At 60.4% G+C, this 17,050-nt stretch carries 11 protein-coding genes and 3 pseudogenes; 7 read left to right on the top strand and 7 right to left on the bottom strand.

Annotation, left to right across the window (positions count from 1 at the left end; translation table 11 throughout):
* Window positions 1–132: 132 nt before the first annotated feature.
* The 3 genes and pseudogenes from ACWGS8_RS12145 to ACWGS8_RS12135 all read left to right on the top strand — a co-directional run bounded on the left by ACWGS8_RS12145 (window position 133) and on the right by ACWGS8_RS12135 (window position 3,421).
* Entirely contained in the window at window positions 133–1,956 is a 1,824-nt protein-coding gene (locus ACWGS8_RS12145) for an SLC13 family permease (protein ID WP_454581144.1), read from the top strand.
* Between the two features lie 147 nt (window positions 1,957–2,103).
* Window positions 2,104–2,166, top strand: a pseudogene (locus ACWGS8_RS12140) (hypothetical protein); the annotation flags it as partial.
* A 99-nt stretch (window positions 2,167–2,265) separates the two neighbouring features.
* A pseudogene (locus ACWGS8_RS12135) lies at window positions 2,266–3,421 on the top strand (IS30 family transposase).
* A 149-nt stretch (window positions 3,422–3,570) separates the two neighbouring features.
* Here the strand turns inward: ACWGS8_RS12135 and ACWGS8_RS12130 are convergent.
* The 7 genes and pseudogenes from ACWGS8_RS12130 to ACWGS8_RS12100 form a co-directional block, all read right to left on the bottom strand.
* Window positions 3,571–4,038, bottom strand: a complete 468-nt coding sequence (locus ACWGS8_RS12130) for a metallophosphoesterase family protein (RefSeq protein ID WP_454581143.1) — start codon at window positions 4,036–4,038, stop codon at window positions 3,571–3,573.
* 114 nt (window positions 4,039–4,152) lie between these two features.
* Window positions 4,153–4,716 (bottom strand): annotated as a pseudogene (locus ACWGS8_RS12125) (MBL fold metallo-hydrolase); the annotation flags it as partial.
* 147 nt (window positions 4,717–4,863) lie between these two features.
* Window positions 4,864–6,033 (bottom strand): HlyD family secretion protein, encoded by a 1,170-nt coding sequence (locus ACWGS8_RS12120; RefSeq protein WP_454581142.1) that lies wholly within the window; start codon window positions 6,031–6,033, stop codon window positions 4,864–4,866.
* Complete coding sequence (locus ACWGS8_RS12115) at window positions 6,030–6,242, bottom strand: DUF1656 domain-containing protein (protein ID WP_454581141.1); 213 nt, start codon at window positions 6,240–6,242, stop codon at window positions 6,030–6,032. Before ACWGS8_RS12115 ends, ACWGS8_RS12120 begins: the two co-directional genes overlap by 4 nt.
* Window positions 6,229–8,253 (bottom strand): FUSC family protein, encoded by a 2,025-nt coding sequence (locus ACWGS8_RS12110; protein WP_454581140.1) that lies wholly within the window; start codon window positions 8,251–8,253, stop codon window positions 6,229–6,231. Before ACWGS8_RS12110 ends, ACWGS8_RS12115 begins: the two co-directional genes overlap by 14 nt.
* Window positions 8,254–8,281: 28 nt before the next feature.
* On the bottom strand, window positions 8,282–8,626 hold the full coding sequence (locus tag ACWGS8_RS12105) for a hypothetical protein (protein ID WP_454581139.1): 345 nt from the start codon (window positions 8,624–8,626) through the stop codon (window positions 8,282–8,284).
* A 137-nt stretch (window positions 8,627–8,763) separates the two neighbouring features.
* Window positions 8,764–9,285, bottom strand: coding sequence for an organic hydroperoxide resistance protein (locus tag ACWGS8_RS12100; protein WP_454581138.1), 522 nt, complete (start codon window positions 9,283–9,285; stop codon window positions 8,764–8,766).
* Between the two features lie 180 nt (window positions 9,286–9,465).
* Between ACWGS8_RS12100 and ACWGS8_RS12095 the strand changes: the two genes are divergently transcribed.
* From ACWGS8_RS12095 to ACWGS8_RS12080, 4 genes are all read left to right on the top strand, one after another.
* Complete coding sequence (locus tag ACWGS8_RS12095; protein ID WP_454581137.1) at window positions 9,466–12,306, top strand: winged helix-turn-helix domain-containing protein; 2,841 nt, start codon at window positions 9,466–9,468, stop codon at window positions 12,304–12,306.
* Window positions 12,307–12,427: 121 nt separating this feature from the next.
* Window positions 12,428–15,307, top strand: coding sequence for an ATP-binding protein (locus ACWGS8_RS12090; RefSeq protein ID WP_454581136.1), 2,880 nt, complete (start codon window positions 12,428–12,430; stop codon window positions 15,305–15,307).
* Window positions 15,308–15,564: 257 nt separating this feature from the next.
* Entirely contained in the window at window positions 15,565–16,362 is a 798-nt protein-coding gene (locus ACWGS8_RS12085) for an ATP-binding protein (RefSeq protein ID WP_454581135.1), read from the top strand.
* 315 nt (window positions 16,363–16,677) lie between these two features.
* Window positions 16,678–16,971, top strand: a complete 294-nt coding sequence (locus ACWGS8_RS12080; RefSeq protein WP_454581134.1) for a hypothetical protein — start codon at window positions 16,678–16,680, stop codon at window positions 16,969–16,971.
* The last annotated feature ends 79 nt before the right edge of the window (window positions 16,972–17,050 follow it).

The raw sequence follows: 17,050 nt of genomic DNA, 5'->3' as shown, positions 1-17,050 counted from the left end.
ATCCCGTCTCTCGGATAGCCTTCACCGAACGAATGCCTTCCATTCCGCCGCCGACCGCCAACAACGAGCCAAGATGCCTTCAATTGAGGAAATCGCCCGCGCGGGTTGGTTGCCATTGAACAGGGACGCAAAATGAATGCAGAACTCGGGCTTGTCCTTGCCCTGCTGGTCTCCGCGATTGTCATGTTCGCGGTCAACAAGCCAAGGTTGGACGCCGTCGCGCTTATCATGCTGGTGGCGCTGCCTTTTACCGGCGTGCTGTCGATGGGAGAGGCGCTGGCGGGCTTCAGCGATCCGAACATCGTCCTCATCGCGGCTCTTTTTGTCATCGGCGACGGATTGGTGCGCACAGGTGTCGCTCAGCAGCTCGGCGACTGGCTCATTGCAAGAGCGGGATCAAACGAGCTCCGGCTGACCGTGCTCCTCATGCTGGTCGTCTGTTCGCTGGGGGCGACGATGAGTTCGACGGCAGTAACCGCGATTTTCATTCCCGTCGTACTGCGTATTTCGCAAAGCACCGGCATAGGCCCGGGACGGCTGATGATGCCGCTCAGCTTCGCTGCCCTCATCAGCGGCATGATGACCCTCGTGGCCACCGCGCCCAACCTTGTCGTCAACAGCGAGCTCGAGCGGAACGGCGTGCCAGGCTTTGGCTTCTTCAGTTTCACCCCGTTCGGCCTTCCGGTTCTTGGTCTTGCGATCGTGTACATGATCTTTGCCCGACGCTGGCTGCCTGGCGAAAACGAGCCGAAAGCATCCCAACAGGCGACGTTCGGGGCGTGGGTGGAGGAATACAGGCTTGCTCATCGAGAGCGGCGGGTGAAGATTTCCGACCGTTCTCCCTTGGTCGGAAGGAATCTGGAGCAGTTGGACCTGCCAAGCACATCGGGCGCCAACATCCTGGCGATCGAGCGTAGTCACAAGTTCGGAAAGGAAATTCTCAGGCCTACCGTCAACACGGAGTTGCGGGCCGGCGACATTCTCCTGATCGACCTGACGGCTCCCGGCGGTAAATTCGACGAGCTCCAGGCGCCGATGGCCCTGGAAGATCTGCCATTGAGCGGCGGCTATTTCGCGGACCGATCACAAGAGATCGGCATGGCGGAGACCATCGTGCCGCCGACGTCGGAACTCATCGGCAAGACGGTTGTGGAGGCCGAGCTGCGGACGCGGTTCGGGTTGACGGCCGTCGGCCTGAACCGCGGCGACGGCCCGCACACGGACAATCTCCTGGCCGAGAGACTTCAGACCGGCGATACGCTGCTGGTGATCGGATCCTGGAAGGAAATCGAGCGGTATCGGACCGATACGAAAGATCTTGTCGTCATCAAATTGCCCGTCGAGATCGAGGAACGGCTTCCAGTCCCCGGAAAGTCATTGCACGCGGTGATTTGTCTCCTTTTCGTCATCGGTCTGATGGTCAGCGGCATCGTGCCGAATGTGCAGGCGGCCCTCATCGGCTGCCTTCTCATGGGCGTGCTCGGCTGCGTCGACTTCGCGAGCGCCTATCGATCAATCGACTGGAAAACGATCGTCCTGATCGTCGGCATGTTGCCGTTTTCCGTCGCTCTGGAGCGAACGGGTGGGGTCGACCTGGCGGCGGAAGGCCTGAAGACTCTCACCGCCGGGGCCGGAAACAGCATTGTCCTTGCAATGCTCTTCGCGATCACGGCTGCTCTGGGTATGTTCATCTCAAACACGGCAACTGCGGTGCTGATGGCCCCGGTCGCCCTTGCCGTGGCCCACGAATTGGGTGTGTCGCCCTATCCATTCGCCATGACCGTCGCACTGGCGGCCTCGACAGCCTTCATGACGCCGGTTTCCTCGCCTGTGAACACGCTGGTGGTTGCGCCGGGGCGCTACTCGTTTGGGGATTTTGTCCGCATCGGCGTTCCCTTCTCCATCATCGTCCTGATCGTGAGCGTGATCCTGGTTCCGTTGCTGCTGCCCTTTTGAGGTTCACGCCGGGCGCGATCTGTGTGTACACGCCGATGCAAGGTCTCACCATAGGTGATACCGAGTCACCAAGGGGATTGTTGCACGGCCACCGACCAGTCGAGTTGATTGCGCCTGATTACCTAACGGCTCGAAGCCACGGGCGATCTGCATCGCGTCGAGCGCGGCGTTGATCCACGCTTCGAGCTTGGAGCCGTGCTCGCGCTCCGCGACAGGAAGCAGCCTCAGCTTTTCACGGCCGTGAAGGGCCATGATATGCCGGTGTGTTCAACCGGTCGCCGCAACACTCTTAATCTGAGAGGGTGTTGCATGGTGACGTCACGGATCTGGTTTACGTCAGGGCAGAAGGCCGAGCTTTGGGAGCGATGGAAGCAAGGTCAGAGCATTTCGTCGATCTCGCGGGCACTGGACCGCCGGAACAAGACCGGCGTTCAGCGGATCGTATCCTTGCACGGCGGCATTGCTCCCTCAGCAAGGCGTAGAGCAGCCTCGGCGCTCGGGCTGGCGGAGCGCGAAGAAATCTCTCGCGGGATCGCGGCGGGTCTCGCGATACGCGCTATTGCACGAAGTCTCGGGCGATCCCCATCGACAATATGTCGGGAGATCTCTCGCAATGGCGGTGCACAAACGTATCGCGCAACCCGGGCCGACAAGCAGGCTTGGCAGCGCGCGCTACGCCCGAAGCCATGTCGCCTGGCGCGCTCTGGACGGCTACGGTGGCGGGTGGCGCAAAAGCTGGCGCTGCAATGGTCGCCGGAGCAGATTGCGGGCTGGCTGAGGCGAGCGTACCCAGGCGATCCAAGCATGCGGATATCTCATGAAGCGATCTATCGCAGCCTATTCATCCAGTCGCGAGGGGTGCTCAAGAAGGAACTGACAGCACACCTGCGCACCAAAAGACAGATGCGCCTCGGCAAAGGTGCAGAGAGCCGAACGGGGCAAGGTCAAATCCTCGATATGGTCTCCATCCGCGAGCGTCCCGCAGAGGCGGAGGATCGTGCCATCCCAGGCCATGGGAGGGTGATCTGCTCACCGGAGCGAACGACACAAACATCGTCACCCTCGTCGAGCGGCACAGCCGGTTCACGATGCTTGTGAAGTTGGGGAGAAGGGACTCGGCGACCGTCGTGGCGGCCCTCGCCGAGAAGATCGGCACTTTGCCCCAAGAGCTGCGGCGCTCGTTGACATGGGACCAGGGCAAGGAGATGGCTCGTCATAAGAGCTTCACCGTCGCAACCAATCTACAGGTCTACTTCTGCGATCCGCGCAGTCCCTGGCAACGCGGCAGCAACGAAAATACCAACGGTCTGCTCAGGCAGTACTTCCCGAGAACAACCAACTTCTCGCAGGTCTCGCAGGCCCAACTCGACGGCGTCGCCCTGCGGCTCAATCAGCGCCCCCGAAAAACCCTGGACTTCGAAACGCCCGCCGATAGGCTACAGAAGGTGTTGCGGTGACCGGTTGAACCCACCGCCTCATATAGATCATTCCGACGGCGCGCTATTTTCTCCAAATGCGGATATTGGTTTCTTGTCAACGCCACGGGCCCTCGCGATGTCGTTTGCCTTCGCCTGAAACCAGCCGCTAAAACGAGGCCAGGGCGCGTGGGACGCATCAAGCGTCGCCGAGTTCGTGAATGACCGGTTGCATGTTGCTGGGCGTGACATCGACCGTCGCCAACGTGATCGGCAGCTTGAAGCGCTGCCGGCCGGCGCTCCCGGGATTTAAGTAGAGCACCCCATCGACAGTCTCAATCTTGGGAATGTGAGAGTGGCCCGAGATTACCATGTCGATGCCAAGCGCGGCCGGCGAGATCTGCAGCGTCTTCAAGTCGTGAAGCACATAGATCGTTCGCCCCGCAAGCCGCACGCGCTCAGTGTCAGCGTACTGCGCGGCCCAGGTTCCGGTGTCCACGTTTCCTCTGATGGCGGTGACCGGCGCAATCCTTCGAAGCGCGGCGATGATCTCTGGCCTGCCTATATCTCCGCCGTGAATGATATGATCCACACCGGCCAGGCGACGCTCTGCCTCGGGCCTCAACAAGCCGTGTGTGTCCGAAATGATGCCGATCCTGAATGTCATCGTTCGAGCTATGGGAACCCAAAGCGCTTTGGGATCAGATACGATCGATCTAGGCCCAGTACCCGGGGCCGCGAGTCCACTTTACCTTTCAAAAGCGGACAAGAGTACGCGCCCCTAGACCGTCAGGATTGTGAAATCCGTTGCGACCGCAGAGCTCGCAAACGTCTGCATGGCCTCGGCTAGGATTTCCTCATCAGAATAGCGGCCGGAGATGTGGGTGAGAAAGAGGTGCTTCACATCGTTGTTCGCCGCCACCGATGCGGCTTCCGCCGCTGTGAGATGGCCGTACTCGCGGGCCATGGCTGAATCTCGTTGAAGGAACGTGGCTTCGATGACCAGCAGATCGGCGCCGCGTACCTGTTCTCTCAAACCATCGGTGGTCTCGGTATCGCCGATAATGACGAGCTTCTTGGCGCCTTCGGGCGGCCCAAGAACATCTTCAGGTGCAACCGTCTTGCTATCGCCGCGGATGATGGAACGGCCCTCCGCCAGTTCCTTTCTGATTGGACCATCCGGCACACCTAGCGCCGCCAAACGGTCCGGGCGAAGGTGTCGACGCGGCGGCGTCTCGAATACGAACCCGTAGCTATCGGTATCGCGATGTCGGACTTGGAAGCAGTCGATCCTGAACTCATCTGCGTCGACGACCAAACCCGGCGTCAGCGGCACGAGATCCAAAGATGCGAGCGCCACGTCCGGCTCGTGATCTCTACCTCACCCCACGCGCCCATCCCGCGCGGCGGGTTCGTTCTCCGGCCCCAAATCGTCAGTCTGGAATGAGCCGCAAACGCGACGAAGGCCGCCTTTTCGCTATCGGCTGCATTCTTAAGGAGCAAGACTTGCGCTTCTAATTTCTGTCGACGGTCGATCGATCTCAACGGTGGCCGTCATGCCGGCAGAAAGAACGACATCCTCCGGGATTTCATCAATGTGGATACGCACCGGGATACGCTGGGCTAGTCGCACCCAGGTGAAAATAGGATTCACCGTGGCAATCCCTTGATTGTTGGGCTGGGCATTGGAAACGTTGATCGCACGGGCGATGCTGTCGACGCGGCCACTTATCGGCTGAGAATGGCCCATCAGCTTGATCTTTGCCGGATCGCCCACGCGGATCGATGCCAGGCTCGTTTCCTCGAAATAACCATCGACCCAATACGATTTCACATCGACAAGCGCGATGGCATTGACGCCGACATTCAAGTAATCGCCCATATGCGCCGACAAGTTGGTCACATAGCCGTCTACCGGCGAGAGAATGCGCGTTCGCTGCAAATTTACTTGCGCCTGCTGCAGCTGGGAATTGGCCTGCGCGAGGGTCGCCTCGGCGCTCGAGTACTGCGCCTTCAATGTTTCGACTTGCCGCTGCGCCAGATTGAGATTGTTCACTGCTGTCTCAACGGCCGCCTTTTGCTGCTGCCATTGGGATGCGAACTGTTGTGCATTCTGTACGCTGCCTGAGCCGTTTCGGGCCAGGGCTTCGTAGCGGACGGCCTGCTGATCGGCAAACACGAGCGCGGCACGCGCCTGGTCCAATTGAGCTTTGCTGACGTCGATATGCGCCTGTTGAACGACCATCTGTGCATCAATATCCTGCACATTCGCCTGAGCTTGCTGGACTTGCGCCGTCGCCTGGCCGACGGCAATGGTGTAGTTGGTAGGATCAATCACCATCAGCAGGTCGTCTTTGTGGACGAACTGGTTGTCGACGACCGGAAGCTCGATGATGCGTCCGGCGACCTCGGGCGCCATGGTGACCACATAGGCGCGCACGGTGGCATTGCGCGTCCACGGCGTTTCCATATAGGCACCCCACATGGCCCATCCGAGCAGTGCCGCAACAACCGTGGTCGCCACGGTGATGGCGAACGCGACGACCCGCGAAGGCAACGCGTGGTGCTGAGCGGGCAAGACAATTTCGGGCACGACAGGCGGACTAGTGGTCGGGTCTAGGGCCGTCGGATTACTTCGCGATTTGATTTCAGAAATGGTCATGACCAACTCCTTGTCACGATCAGGATCCACGACGAGAGAATGATGACGTATACGGAGAACACGAACAGCGCCGGGTGCCAGACGTATCGCAGCAAACCGATGCGACCGCCGGCCTCGCGCAGGCCGATGGTGATCAGCCAGGTCCCCACCAGCATCAGGGAGATTGGCGCCACGTAGACGCCGAACAGATCGATCTCAACCAAATGCATCGGCTTTCTCCTCATCGAAGTATGCGGCATGCTCGGACAGCGCCTCGCACATCAGCAGAAGGCCGCCGCGGGCGTGTAGAGAGCTCTCCGCCCGTGCTCGCGGTTCGGCGGATGCGAGAAGTCCATCGATCAGACGGAGCTGGCCGATCGCGGCGCTGCTGTCACCCAGCGCGAGCGCGCCGAACGCATGCTGGAGCTGCTCGGCCGCTGTGCCGAGGTTGACGCAGAAGTGGCGAAGCCAAATAATTTCGGTGCCAACCGACAGTGCCGCCAGTAGTTGCGCGCGCTGCAGCGGGTCGGCCTGATCGGGCAAGGCAGCCAGCCGGGCGAAGATGCGGCGCTCCCAGTCCTCGAACGTTGGCAGCCATCCGCCGGCGGCGACGCGGCGCAGGTCACGCAAAGTGAGCGCAAGCAGGCGGCGAGCACGAACAGTCGGCGGCAGAGGCGGCAGCAGGGCGAATGCCAACGCTCCGATGCCTGCGCCGACAATGGCCGACAGGGCAGAGTTGTAAAATTCAGCCGTGTTGTAGCTCATCTCATTGGTGGGCGCGAGGAGCGGGACATAAGCGAGCGAGGCAGTGGTGAAGATTGCTTTCGCCGCGGGCTGTTTGCTTCGTGCCAAGGCAAACCCCAGCGGCAAAATGAAAACGCCAAGGACGGCACACAGGGCAGGGAAGCTCTGGAATGCCGGCAACAGCGCAAATTTGGTGATCGCAGTACACACAATGGCTACTGCGATTCCCAACACAAACGCTATTGCGCCGCCATACGCGCCGTCGCCTCGTGGCCCCAGCAACAGCAGGACTATCATCACCAGGAAGATGGCCGCCGCGCCATTGGGCCAGGCGGTGGCGATCCAGAACAACGTTACCGCGCCAACCGCTAGACAGGCGCGCGCGCCATTGATGGTCGCGGGCAGCCAATCCGCCACGCCGGGGCGAAAGCTGGAATGTGGGCGCAGCGAGCGGTTTGGTGCGTCGACGAGCAAGGCCACTCCGTCCAGCGCGTCCGCCATGCCGGTCAGGACCTTTGCGGTCTCGTCAGCGAGCAACCGCCACGACGGCGTGTCGGCCGGGATCGCGAACAGTGCCTGCGCCGCCCGCTCGTATGCGCAGCTCAGGGTCGTAGGATCATTCAGCGAACTGCGTGGCACGCGCGGCTCCGAGGCCGATCGCAACTCTGCGGGAATGCAGCGCAGGAGGGCTTGAGCCTTCCCGCTCGCTTGATCCGGCAAACGACTCAAATGCGCTGCTGCTGTGCGCCACCCATCGATTGCCCGAAGAAGGCCGCGGACGGCTGCCTCCACCACTGCAGCATGAAGACGCACATGGCTGGATTCTCCAAGCGTCTGATCAACAATAGGATCGAGCGCGATGACCCGCCTCAGGATCTCGCGCCGCGCTAATTGCCGATCCGGCGCACCTGATCCTGCTCGCTCCAGCATGTTGCTGAACCCCGCAGCAATCTCGGTTGTCAGATCCGCGAATAAGGCCGCAAGTCTGCGCCGCGCCCCACCGAAGTCGGTGCCGGCGAGGACAAGACCGGCGCACGCAATCCCGACACAGATCTCGGTCACGCGCCAGACCGCCAACAGGAAGACATCCGGGCTCGCTCCACCGGTCGCGCCAAGATTGTTGGCAGCAATGATTCCCGCTGTGTAGCCCGCAAGCGCCGCTCCATAGGATGCGAAGTTCTTGAACGCGGTCGCGGCGAAGGCACATAAGCCAGCCCACAACGCCAGCATGCCAAGATAAGCAATCCGATCTTGGGCGAAGCATGCCGTCAGGACGACGATTACGACGGCGCCGGCGATGGTCCCAATCATGCGAAACCAGCCCTTGCGCAGTGAAGCACCCAACTGTGGTTGGCAAACGACCGAAGCGGAAGCACCAGCCCAGTAAGGGTTGTCGAGCTGCAGCCATAACGCGACCAGCAGTGCCAGGCAGACCGACATCCACAGCCTAATGGCAAAGAGAAGGGACGCGCGGTCTGCGGAAAGCGGGTCCGACAAGCTCCGGCTCAATCGCGGCAACACAGCGCTAGCGGACATCGCTCGGAGTCCTTGATTCCCCCTTTTTTGGCGTCGCTGCCAACGAGGAATGCATAGGCAGATCCATTGCTGCGCCGCCCGGCATCAGATCTTTGTCCAGGTCGCTCATGATCCAAGGCGACACCGCGACGAGCACGGCCACGACGAGCACTCCAAACGCCATGGCCGTGGCGGCCCGCACCGTTCGATGTAAAGCCCCCCGCGCAGCGGTCCGGTCTGCGAAAGCACCGGCTCCCGAGGCAATTGCAAGGATTGCCATGAACCCGAGGAGAGGGTCGGGACGAGGCGTCGTGATCATCAGGCTGACGAGAGCTATGCAAAATACGAACGCCATCAGACGCTGCCTCGCGGCCGCGGGGAAACAACGCAGACGCTCTACCAGACGCAATGGTGAAGCCGTAAAACGCGTGATGGGAACCGCCCTGGTCATATCTGTCACCTTCATACTCAAAACAACAGAGCTCGCATTTCCTACTCCGGGAAAACTTTGAGAGCGACTTTGATGTTGCCGTGCGTTGCTTTCGAGTACGGGCAAAGTCTTTCTGCCTTCCGGACGAGGTCTTGCGCCACGGCTGCGTCAATCCCGGGAATGCTGATGTTGAAACGCGCGCTCAGAAAGTAATCGTTGTTGTCAGCAAGGTGCAGATCGACCTCGGCGTCGATCGTGACGTCGCGCAAGGCGACGCTTCTTTTGCGCGCTGCGAGCGCAATGGCAGCCTCGAAACAGGCCGACCAACCGGCCGCGAACAACTGTTCTGGATTGGTGCCTATGCGGCCTGAGCCAGGAGCCGCCAGCTTGACATCGAGATAACCGTCAGAACTGCGCGAGATGCCCTGGTCGCGCCCGCCAGTTGTACGGATTTTGGCGGTGTAGATAACTTTGCCTTTTTCGTTCTCGCTCTTGTCTTTCACGGTGCGCTCTTTCTTGCCGTCGCCAAAATTCGAGGCCCAATCACTGCGCCCGTCAGGCGACGACCACAGAGCTACACTCATGCGTGACGGATGGCCCGTTATGCGTTGTAAGATGTTGTAAGGTGTTACCAACGCGACCAAGATACCTGATGAAGGGGCTTGGCAGGCCCCTTATGTTGGGCCCAGGCCCTTGTCCTAAACTCAGAGCACTGGGCGGCGAGAAACGGGATGGTTCCGGCGGTAGCGCCAAGCAGGGATGTCGTGTCATTTGGGCTCTTTCGACTAAGCCCGAGCGAACGGCTGCTGACCCGACAAGGCGTCTCGGTCGAATTGGGCGCCCGAGCTCTGGACATCCTGACTGCGCTGGTCTCCAGACCCAATGAAATCATCAGCAAGAAAGAGCTGCTGTCGCGCGTCTGGCCCGATGTGACGGTCGAAGAGCACAGCCTGCGCTTTCATATGGCCAATCTGCGCAAGGCACTCGGCGACGGCAAAGACGGAGCCAGGTACATCACCACACTGGCCGGACGGGGCTATTGCTTCGTGGCGCCGGTTACGCGCCCGCACGACGAAATCGAAACAGCGCCATCCGTCGCACCGGCCTTTCCATACACCAATTTGCCGGAACGCTTGCCCGACATGGTCGGACGCGACGAGGACATTCTGCGCATATCCGATCATTTGATCGCTGGGCGCTTTGTCAGCATCGTCGGCAGCGGTGGTGTCGGCAAGACCACAGTGGCAGTGGCCGTCGGCCATCATCTATTCGAGGCGTTCAACGGCGCGGTTCTCCTCGTTGATCTCAGCGCGCTGGGCGATCCCGGTCTGGTGGCTACGGCGATCGCTTCAATGCTGGGGTTATCAGTTCAGTCGGAAGATACGACATCGGCCTTGATCACCTATCTACGCGGCCGGCGGATCCTCATCATTCTCGACACTTGCGAGCATCTCGTTGACGCCGTCGCGGCACTTGCATCGCAGATTTACGCGGAGACGGCGGGCGTCCACATCTTAGCGACCAGTCGTGAGGTCCTTCAGGTCGAAGGTGAACAAGTCTACCGCCTGGATACGCTTGCCTGCCCGCCCGAGGATACAGAGGTCCCAAGCGCAATTGCGCAGACTTTTCCCGCGCCACGGCTGTTCATTGAATGCGCGATAGCAGGTGGCGCTCGCATAGACCTCAGCGACGCTGAGGTCGCAGTAGTAGGCCGCATCTGCCGGAAACTTGACGGTGTGGCTTTGGCAATCGAGCTGGCCGCCAGGCGTGTGGAGGCCTACGGACTTGATCAGACCGAAAGCCTCCTTGACCAACATTTTACGCTGCCACTGCTTGGACAACGCAGCGCGACGCCGCGGCAAAGGACTCTGCAGGCGACGCTCGATTGGAGCTATGAACTTCTCTCAGAGTTGGAACGCACCGTGCTGCGCCGGCTTGGGGTGTTTGTCGGGCATTTTACCCTCGACGCCGCTTTGGCCGTCGTCACAGACACCGTCCTCGATCAAGCGAAGGTCCTCAGTGCCATAGACAGCCTTGTTGGCAAATCGATGGTTGCAACGCGTCCAACAGGTGCCATGATGCGCTATCGGCTGCTTGATACGACGCGTGCCTACGTTCTCAACATTGCGATCGATAATGCCGAAGCGACTGAGCTGGCGGCGCGCCACGCGACCTACTACCGACGGTGGCTCGAGCAGTACGGCGGTCAATGGCCGGCATTGTCGACCGGAGGCGAGCGGTCCCCGCATTTTGCTGCGCTCAACAATACTCGTGCTGCGCTGGAATGGTGTTTTGGCGAACAGGGCGATGCAATTCTTGGGATCAAGCTTGCGGCGGCCGCGGCGCCGGCTTTTCTGACAATGTCGCTGTTGCCGGAATGTTATCGTTGGGCGGAACGCGCCATCCTGGCGATCGATGGCAGGGCCGACAGCGGTCCAGAGGAGATGCAGCTTCAGGCGGGTCTGGGCGTCGCGTCGCTGCACATACATGGTCCCAACGAAGCGGCGCGGGCGGCTTTGAATAGAGGGCTGGCGATTGCCGAGGCACTCCGCAATTCATTCGCGCAAGTCGAGATGTTGTGGACGCTGACTCTTTTCTGTGCCCGTCAGGCAGAATTCAGGCTCGCGTTGGATCACGCAAAGCGCGCCCGCGCAATTGCGGAAGTCCTTGCGGAGTCGGACGCGACGGCCCTTGCGCAGTCGGCCCTTGGAAGGGCCCTCCACTTCGTGGGTGAATACGCAAGCGCCCGCACGGAGCTTGAGGCTGCGCTGGGTCATTGGTCGAGCACCGATCGGACCTATCTAGGGATCGATGAGCACATATTGGCCGGTGTCGTGCTGATGCGGACGCTGTGGGCGCAGGGTTTTCCGGCACAGGCTATTGAACGTGCGTGGCGGACACTCAACGACGCCAAGCGTAGCAGCAATCCCGCCTCGCTTGTGACGACCCTAAGTTGGATTCCGGGTGTCCTCATTTGGGTTGGCGACTTTCAAAACGCCGAAGAGCATGTGGACTGGTTGATCTCGCTCGCAGGAACTCATTCTTTGGCCCCTAATCTTCATGTCGGACGCGCTTACAAGGGGGCGCTAGCTATCTACAGCGGCAATCCGCAGGAGGGGGTCCAGACCCTGCAGGAATGTCTCACGCACCTCAACGCGCGCACCGCTGAGTTCAACATGGTCCTCACGCAGCGCAAGGCAGAGTTTAACATCGCTCTCACGCAGGGTCTTATATCGATCGGGCGAGTCGATGAAGGCATCTCCCTGATCGACGAAACGATCATTCATGTCAAGGATACTGGGCAGTTCTACTTTTTGCCAGAAGCGCTACGGGTGAAGGGATGTGCCTTGCTCGCCTTGCCAGAGCGCCGGGTTGCCGAAGCGGAGGCCTGCTTCATTCAATCTCTCGAATTGAGCCGGCGCCAAGGCGCTCGTGGCTGGGAGCTGCGCGCGGCTATCGACTTGGCGAGGCTGCTGGCCGATCGCGGTACGCCGGCAGAGGGGCGAAAGCTGCTGCAGCCGGTTTTTGACCAATTCGCCGAAGGGCAAGACACCGTGGATCTGCAGACGGCTCAAAGTCTGCTGGCGGCGTTAGGCCGAAGCTAACAGAAGAAGGAGAGCCGGCGGTTCGGACCGTGCCGGGAGCTACGAACGCGCCGAGTTGTGGCCAAGTGACTTGAGGGGCCCGTTGCCCTAAAATCAGGGCTACGGGGGCGCGAGAGGCTCCATGGTTCCGGCGGTAGCGCCAAGCAGGGATGTAATTTCATTTGGGGCCTTTCGCCTGGCCCCGAGCCAACGTTTGCTAACCCGAGAAGGTGTTCCAGTTGAACTGGGCGCGCGAGCGCTAGACATCCTGATTGCACTGATCTCCAGACCCAACGAAGTCCTCACCAAGCAAGAGCTGTTGTCGCGCGTCTGGCCGGACGTCACAGTCGAAGAGCACAGCCTGCGCTTTCACATGGCCAATCTGCGCAAGGCGCTCGGCGAGGGCAAAGACGGAGCCAGGTACATCACCACATTGGCCGGGCGAGGCTATTGTTTCGTAGCCCCGGTTAGGCGCTGGGGGGATGAGGTTGAGGCAACGCCCCCCGTTCCAACAGATTTTTCACACGCCAACCTGCCCGGACGCTTGCCGCACATGGTCGGACGCGACGAGGACATTCTGCGCATATCCGATCAGTTGCTCGCTAGGCGGCTTGTCAGCATCGTCGGCAGCGGTGGCGTCGGCAAGACCACAGTGGCAGTGGCCGTCGGCCATCATCTATTCGAGGCGTTCAACGGCGCGGTTCTCCTCGTTGATCTTAGCACGCTGGGCGATCCCGGTCTGGTAGCTACAGCGATCGCCTCGATGTTGGGGCTATCTGTTCAGTCGGCAGACGCGACGTCTGGCTTGATCGCCTTTCTGCGCGGCAGGCGGATCCTCCTCATTCTCGACACTTGCGAGCATCTCATTGATGCCATTGCGGCATTGGCATCGCAGATTTACGGGAACGCGCCGCAGGTTCATATCCTGACGACAACTCGCGAAGTTCTCCAGGTGCGGGGCGAGCATGTCTACCGACTGGATACGCTTGCCTGCCCGCCTGAGGATACCGAGGTTCTAAGCGCAACTGCGGTGAATTTCTCCGCGCCGCGTTTGTTCATTGAACGCGCGGCGGCCAGTGGCGCTCGCTTCGATCTTGGCGACGCTGAGGTCGCAGCGGTAGTCCGCATCTGCCGCAAACTCGATGGTGTGGCGCTGGCAATCGAGTTGGCTGCCAGGCGTGTTGAGGCCTACGGATTGCATCACACCGAGAACCTCCTCGACCAACATCTCTCCCTAGGATTACTCGGACGCCGCAGCGCGACGCCACGCCAAAGGACCCTGCAAGCGACGCTCGATTGGAGCTATCAACTTCTCTCCGAGTTGGAACGCATCGTGCTGCGCCGGCTTGGCGTGTTCGTCGGCAACTTTACCCTTGATGCCGCGCTGGCGGTCATTACCGATGCCGCGATCGATCAATCGCAAGTCCTCAGTGCAATAGACAGCCTGGTTGGCAAATCGATGGTCGCGACCCGCCCTATCGGCGCCATGATGCGCTATCGTCTTCTCGACACCACTCGTGCCTTCGTTCTCAACATTGCGATCGATAATGCCGAAGCGACTGGGCTGGCGGCGCGCCACGCGACCTACTACCGACGGTGGCTTGAGGAGTACGGTGCTCAATGGCCGGCATTGTCGACCGGCGGCGAGCGGTCCCCGCATTTTGCTGCCCTCAACAATACTCGTGCCGCGCTGGAATGGTGTTTTGGTGTGGATGGTGACGTTGAGCTCGGAATCTCGCTTGCAGCGGCTGCGGCACCTGTCCTCCTGAGGATGTCACTGTTGCCTGAATGTCACCAGTGGTCACTGCGGGCAATCGCATCGCTCGATGATAAAGCCCGCGGCGGAGTAGAGGAGATGGAACTGCAGGCCGGACTGGGCGTCGCATCGCTGCACATTCATGGTTCAAATGAGGCGGCGCGTGCTGCCTTGAACAGAAGCTTGGCGATTGCCGAGAAACGCGGCAGTGTCTTTGGTCAAATTGCGATGCTGAGGGCGCTGTCGGTGTTCTCCGGTCGTAAGGGAAAATTCAAAATCGCTCTCGATTTCGCAAAGCGTGCCCTCGTGCTTGCTGGGACCATCGAGCAGCCGGCCGCCACCGCCCTTGCCCAATCGGCCCTGAGTACATTTCATGGCATGCTCCTTCATTATATGGGTGACCATAGCGGCGCCCGCTCAGAACTTGAGTTTGCGCTCCAACCGCATAATTCGATCACGCAGGGGAAGTATCCGCTCGACCTTGGACTCGCCGACCGCATACTGGTTCGCCTCAGCCTGGCACGGATTCTATGGGTGCAGGGGCTCCCGGCACAGGCGGTTGAGCTGGCACGTCAGACTGTTAACGAGGCCAAGCTGGGCGGGAACCCCGCCACGATTGCCATCACCTTGAGCTGGGTGCCTGGCATATTCGTACTCGTCGGCGATCTACGAACCGCCGAACAACACGCGGATTGGTTGATCCCACACGCCGAGTCCTATTCCCTGTTTCCCTATCTCCATACCGGGCATGCCTACAAAGCTGTGGTCGCGATCTGCAGCGGCAACGCAAAGGCGGGGACTGAAAGCCTGCACGACTGCCTCAAGCAGCTTCAAGCAGTGCACTACGAGATGCGCAGCACCGAGTTTAACCTCATTCTCACCCAGGGTCTTATGGCTATCGGGCAAGTTGATGAAGCTTTTAAGCTGATCGACGAAACAATCAGGTGCATCGACGAGAACGGCGAGATGTACTTTATGCCGGAAGCGCTGAGGATAAAGGGCTGTGCCATTCTCACCTCATCAGAAGGTCGCGTTGACCAAGCGGAGGCCTGCTTCATCCAATCTCTCGAATTGAGCCGGCGCCAAGGCGCTCGTGGCTGGGAGCTGCGCGCTGCCGTCGACCTGGCGAGGCTCCTGGCCAATCGCGGCGAGCCGGAAGAGGGGCGAAAACTGCTACAGCCGATTTTTGAGCAATTCACCGAAGGGCGAGACACCGTGGATCTGCAGGCGGCTCAAAGTCTGCTGGCGGCGTTAGGCCGGAGCTAACGGATAGGAAGCCGGGCGGCTCCTTCGGTGCCGGGACCAGCGTGCATCTCCCACCCATTGTTGCATCAGCCTACATGAGGGCATCGCCGGCGCCTTCTTGCAGAACCATGCAGCTCAGCAACGCCAGAGTCTCAGGGCGGTCGTAACTCCTTACAACATCTTACGACGCATAACGGGCTCTTTCTCCGGGCCTGGCATACAAAGGATGCGGAAACAGAGGTTGCCGCGAATGGCTCTTCCGAAGACGGGAGGTTGGCATGCTCGCATCGGATCGCACGACAGCTTTCAATGGTTCGCCCGCGCCGCAAGCGCAAGTGTCGTCACATAGCGATCGCGACTCAAGCGGAAGTGCCGTTGTAACGGCCGACCCGCGGCAGCTCCTGTCCTCCATCGTTCACGATTTCAACAACCTGCTGACGCCGGTCGTCACCATCCTCGAGCAGCTGCAACGCCCCGGGTCAGGCCCGCCCGGGCAACGGAAGAAGATCGACGCCGCCATACACTGCACATTTCGCGCCAAACTCCTTGCCCGCCAACTTCTCAATTTCGCCAATCCGCAGCCGGCAAACCGAGAACCCGTGGACATTGGCGGCCTGCTTGAACTTTTCGAGACTGCTCTTGTCAGTGCCCTGTCCCCAGACGTCAGACTCACAATTGCCACGGCCAAAGACCTCCCGCCCGCTTTCATAGATCGGCGATTCGTGGAGCGCGCGCTCCTCAATTTGGTTCTGAACGCCGGCGACGCAATGCCAGAGGGCGGTGACATCATCGTCATGGCGACACTCGAGGTTCCGCCTACAGCCCATGCAGGCAGAAAGTCGCCGATGATCCGTGTTTCTGTCATCGATTGCGGCACCGGAATGGGTGACGAGACGCTGAGAATGGCCGGTAGGCCGAATTTCTCTACGAAAACCAATGGATGTGGTCTCGGCCTGGCCACGGTCAGGCAGCTTATGGAAAGTTCGGGCGGCGGATTCTCAATCACAAGCACGGTTGGAAGAGGCACCACGGTCGACCTGTGGCTGCCGGCAATGCTGGCCTGCTTCGCCGATTGACATAGAGGCAAAAGGAACTGTCGCGATGAAACTGCTCGCTCTTCTTACACGCTTGTTTTCGGGTGCTCGCGATTTCATCGCCGCCCCTTATCGACCTGAACTTCATTACATGCGCGGCCCAGGACCGGCCGTCGCCCGACGCGCTGTGATGGTGGAATCGAGGCGTGTGCTGCCAATCCTGGACGCCTCCGCCAATAGTCCGCTAGCAAAACAATGGCCTCGTTCCGTCGATCGGGACCGCGGAGGCGGCCGGCCATAGCCTGGGAGGGTATGATGTTCAACCCAAGAATAGTTTCCTACGCAAATGCTTCAGCTATGGCTTGGCTGGCTTTCACTGTCGCGGCATGCTCGGCCGATGCGCATCAAGCGCCGACCGGATGGACATATCCCTGGGCCTGCTGTTCGAACCTGGATTGCAAGGAAGTCGAGGCCAAGGCGATCAGCGAGAAGCCGCAGGGCTACGTCATCAATGGTACCGGCGAGGTTGTCGCCTATGGCGACAGGCGAGTGAGGAACTCGCCTGATGGCGAGTACCACTGGTGCGCTCACCAGGCGGGTATCGATGCGGGCCACACGATCTGTCTGTTTGTGCCGCCGAAAGGCTTCTGAGCCAGGACTGATCCTCCCGGGGCGATGGTAGGCCGCCGGCTGCCATGCGGGTTACGAGGTCTGTTGTCTGAATCGTATT

It is taken from the genome of Mesorhizobium sp. 43Arga, from assembly GCF_053714255.1.
Note: the sequence above shows the minus strand (reverse complement) of the source record. Positions and strands in the feature narration are given on the sequence as shown.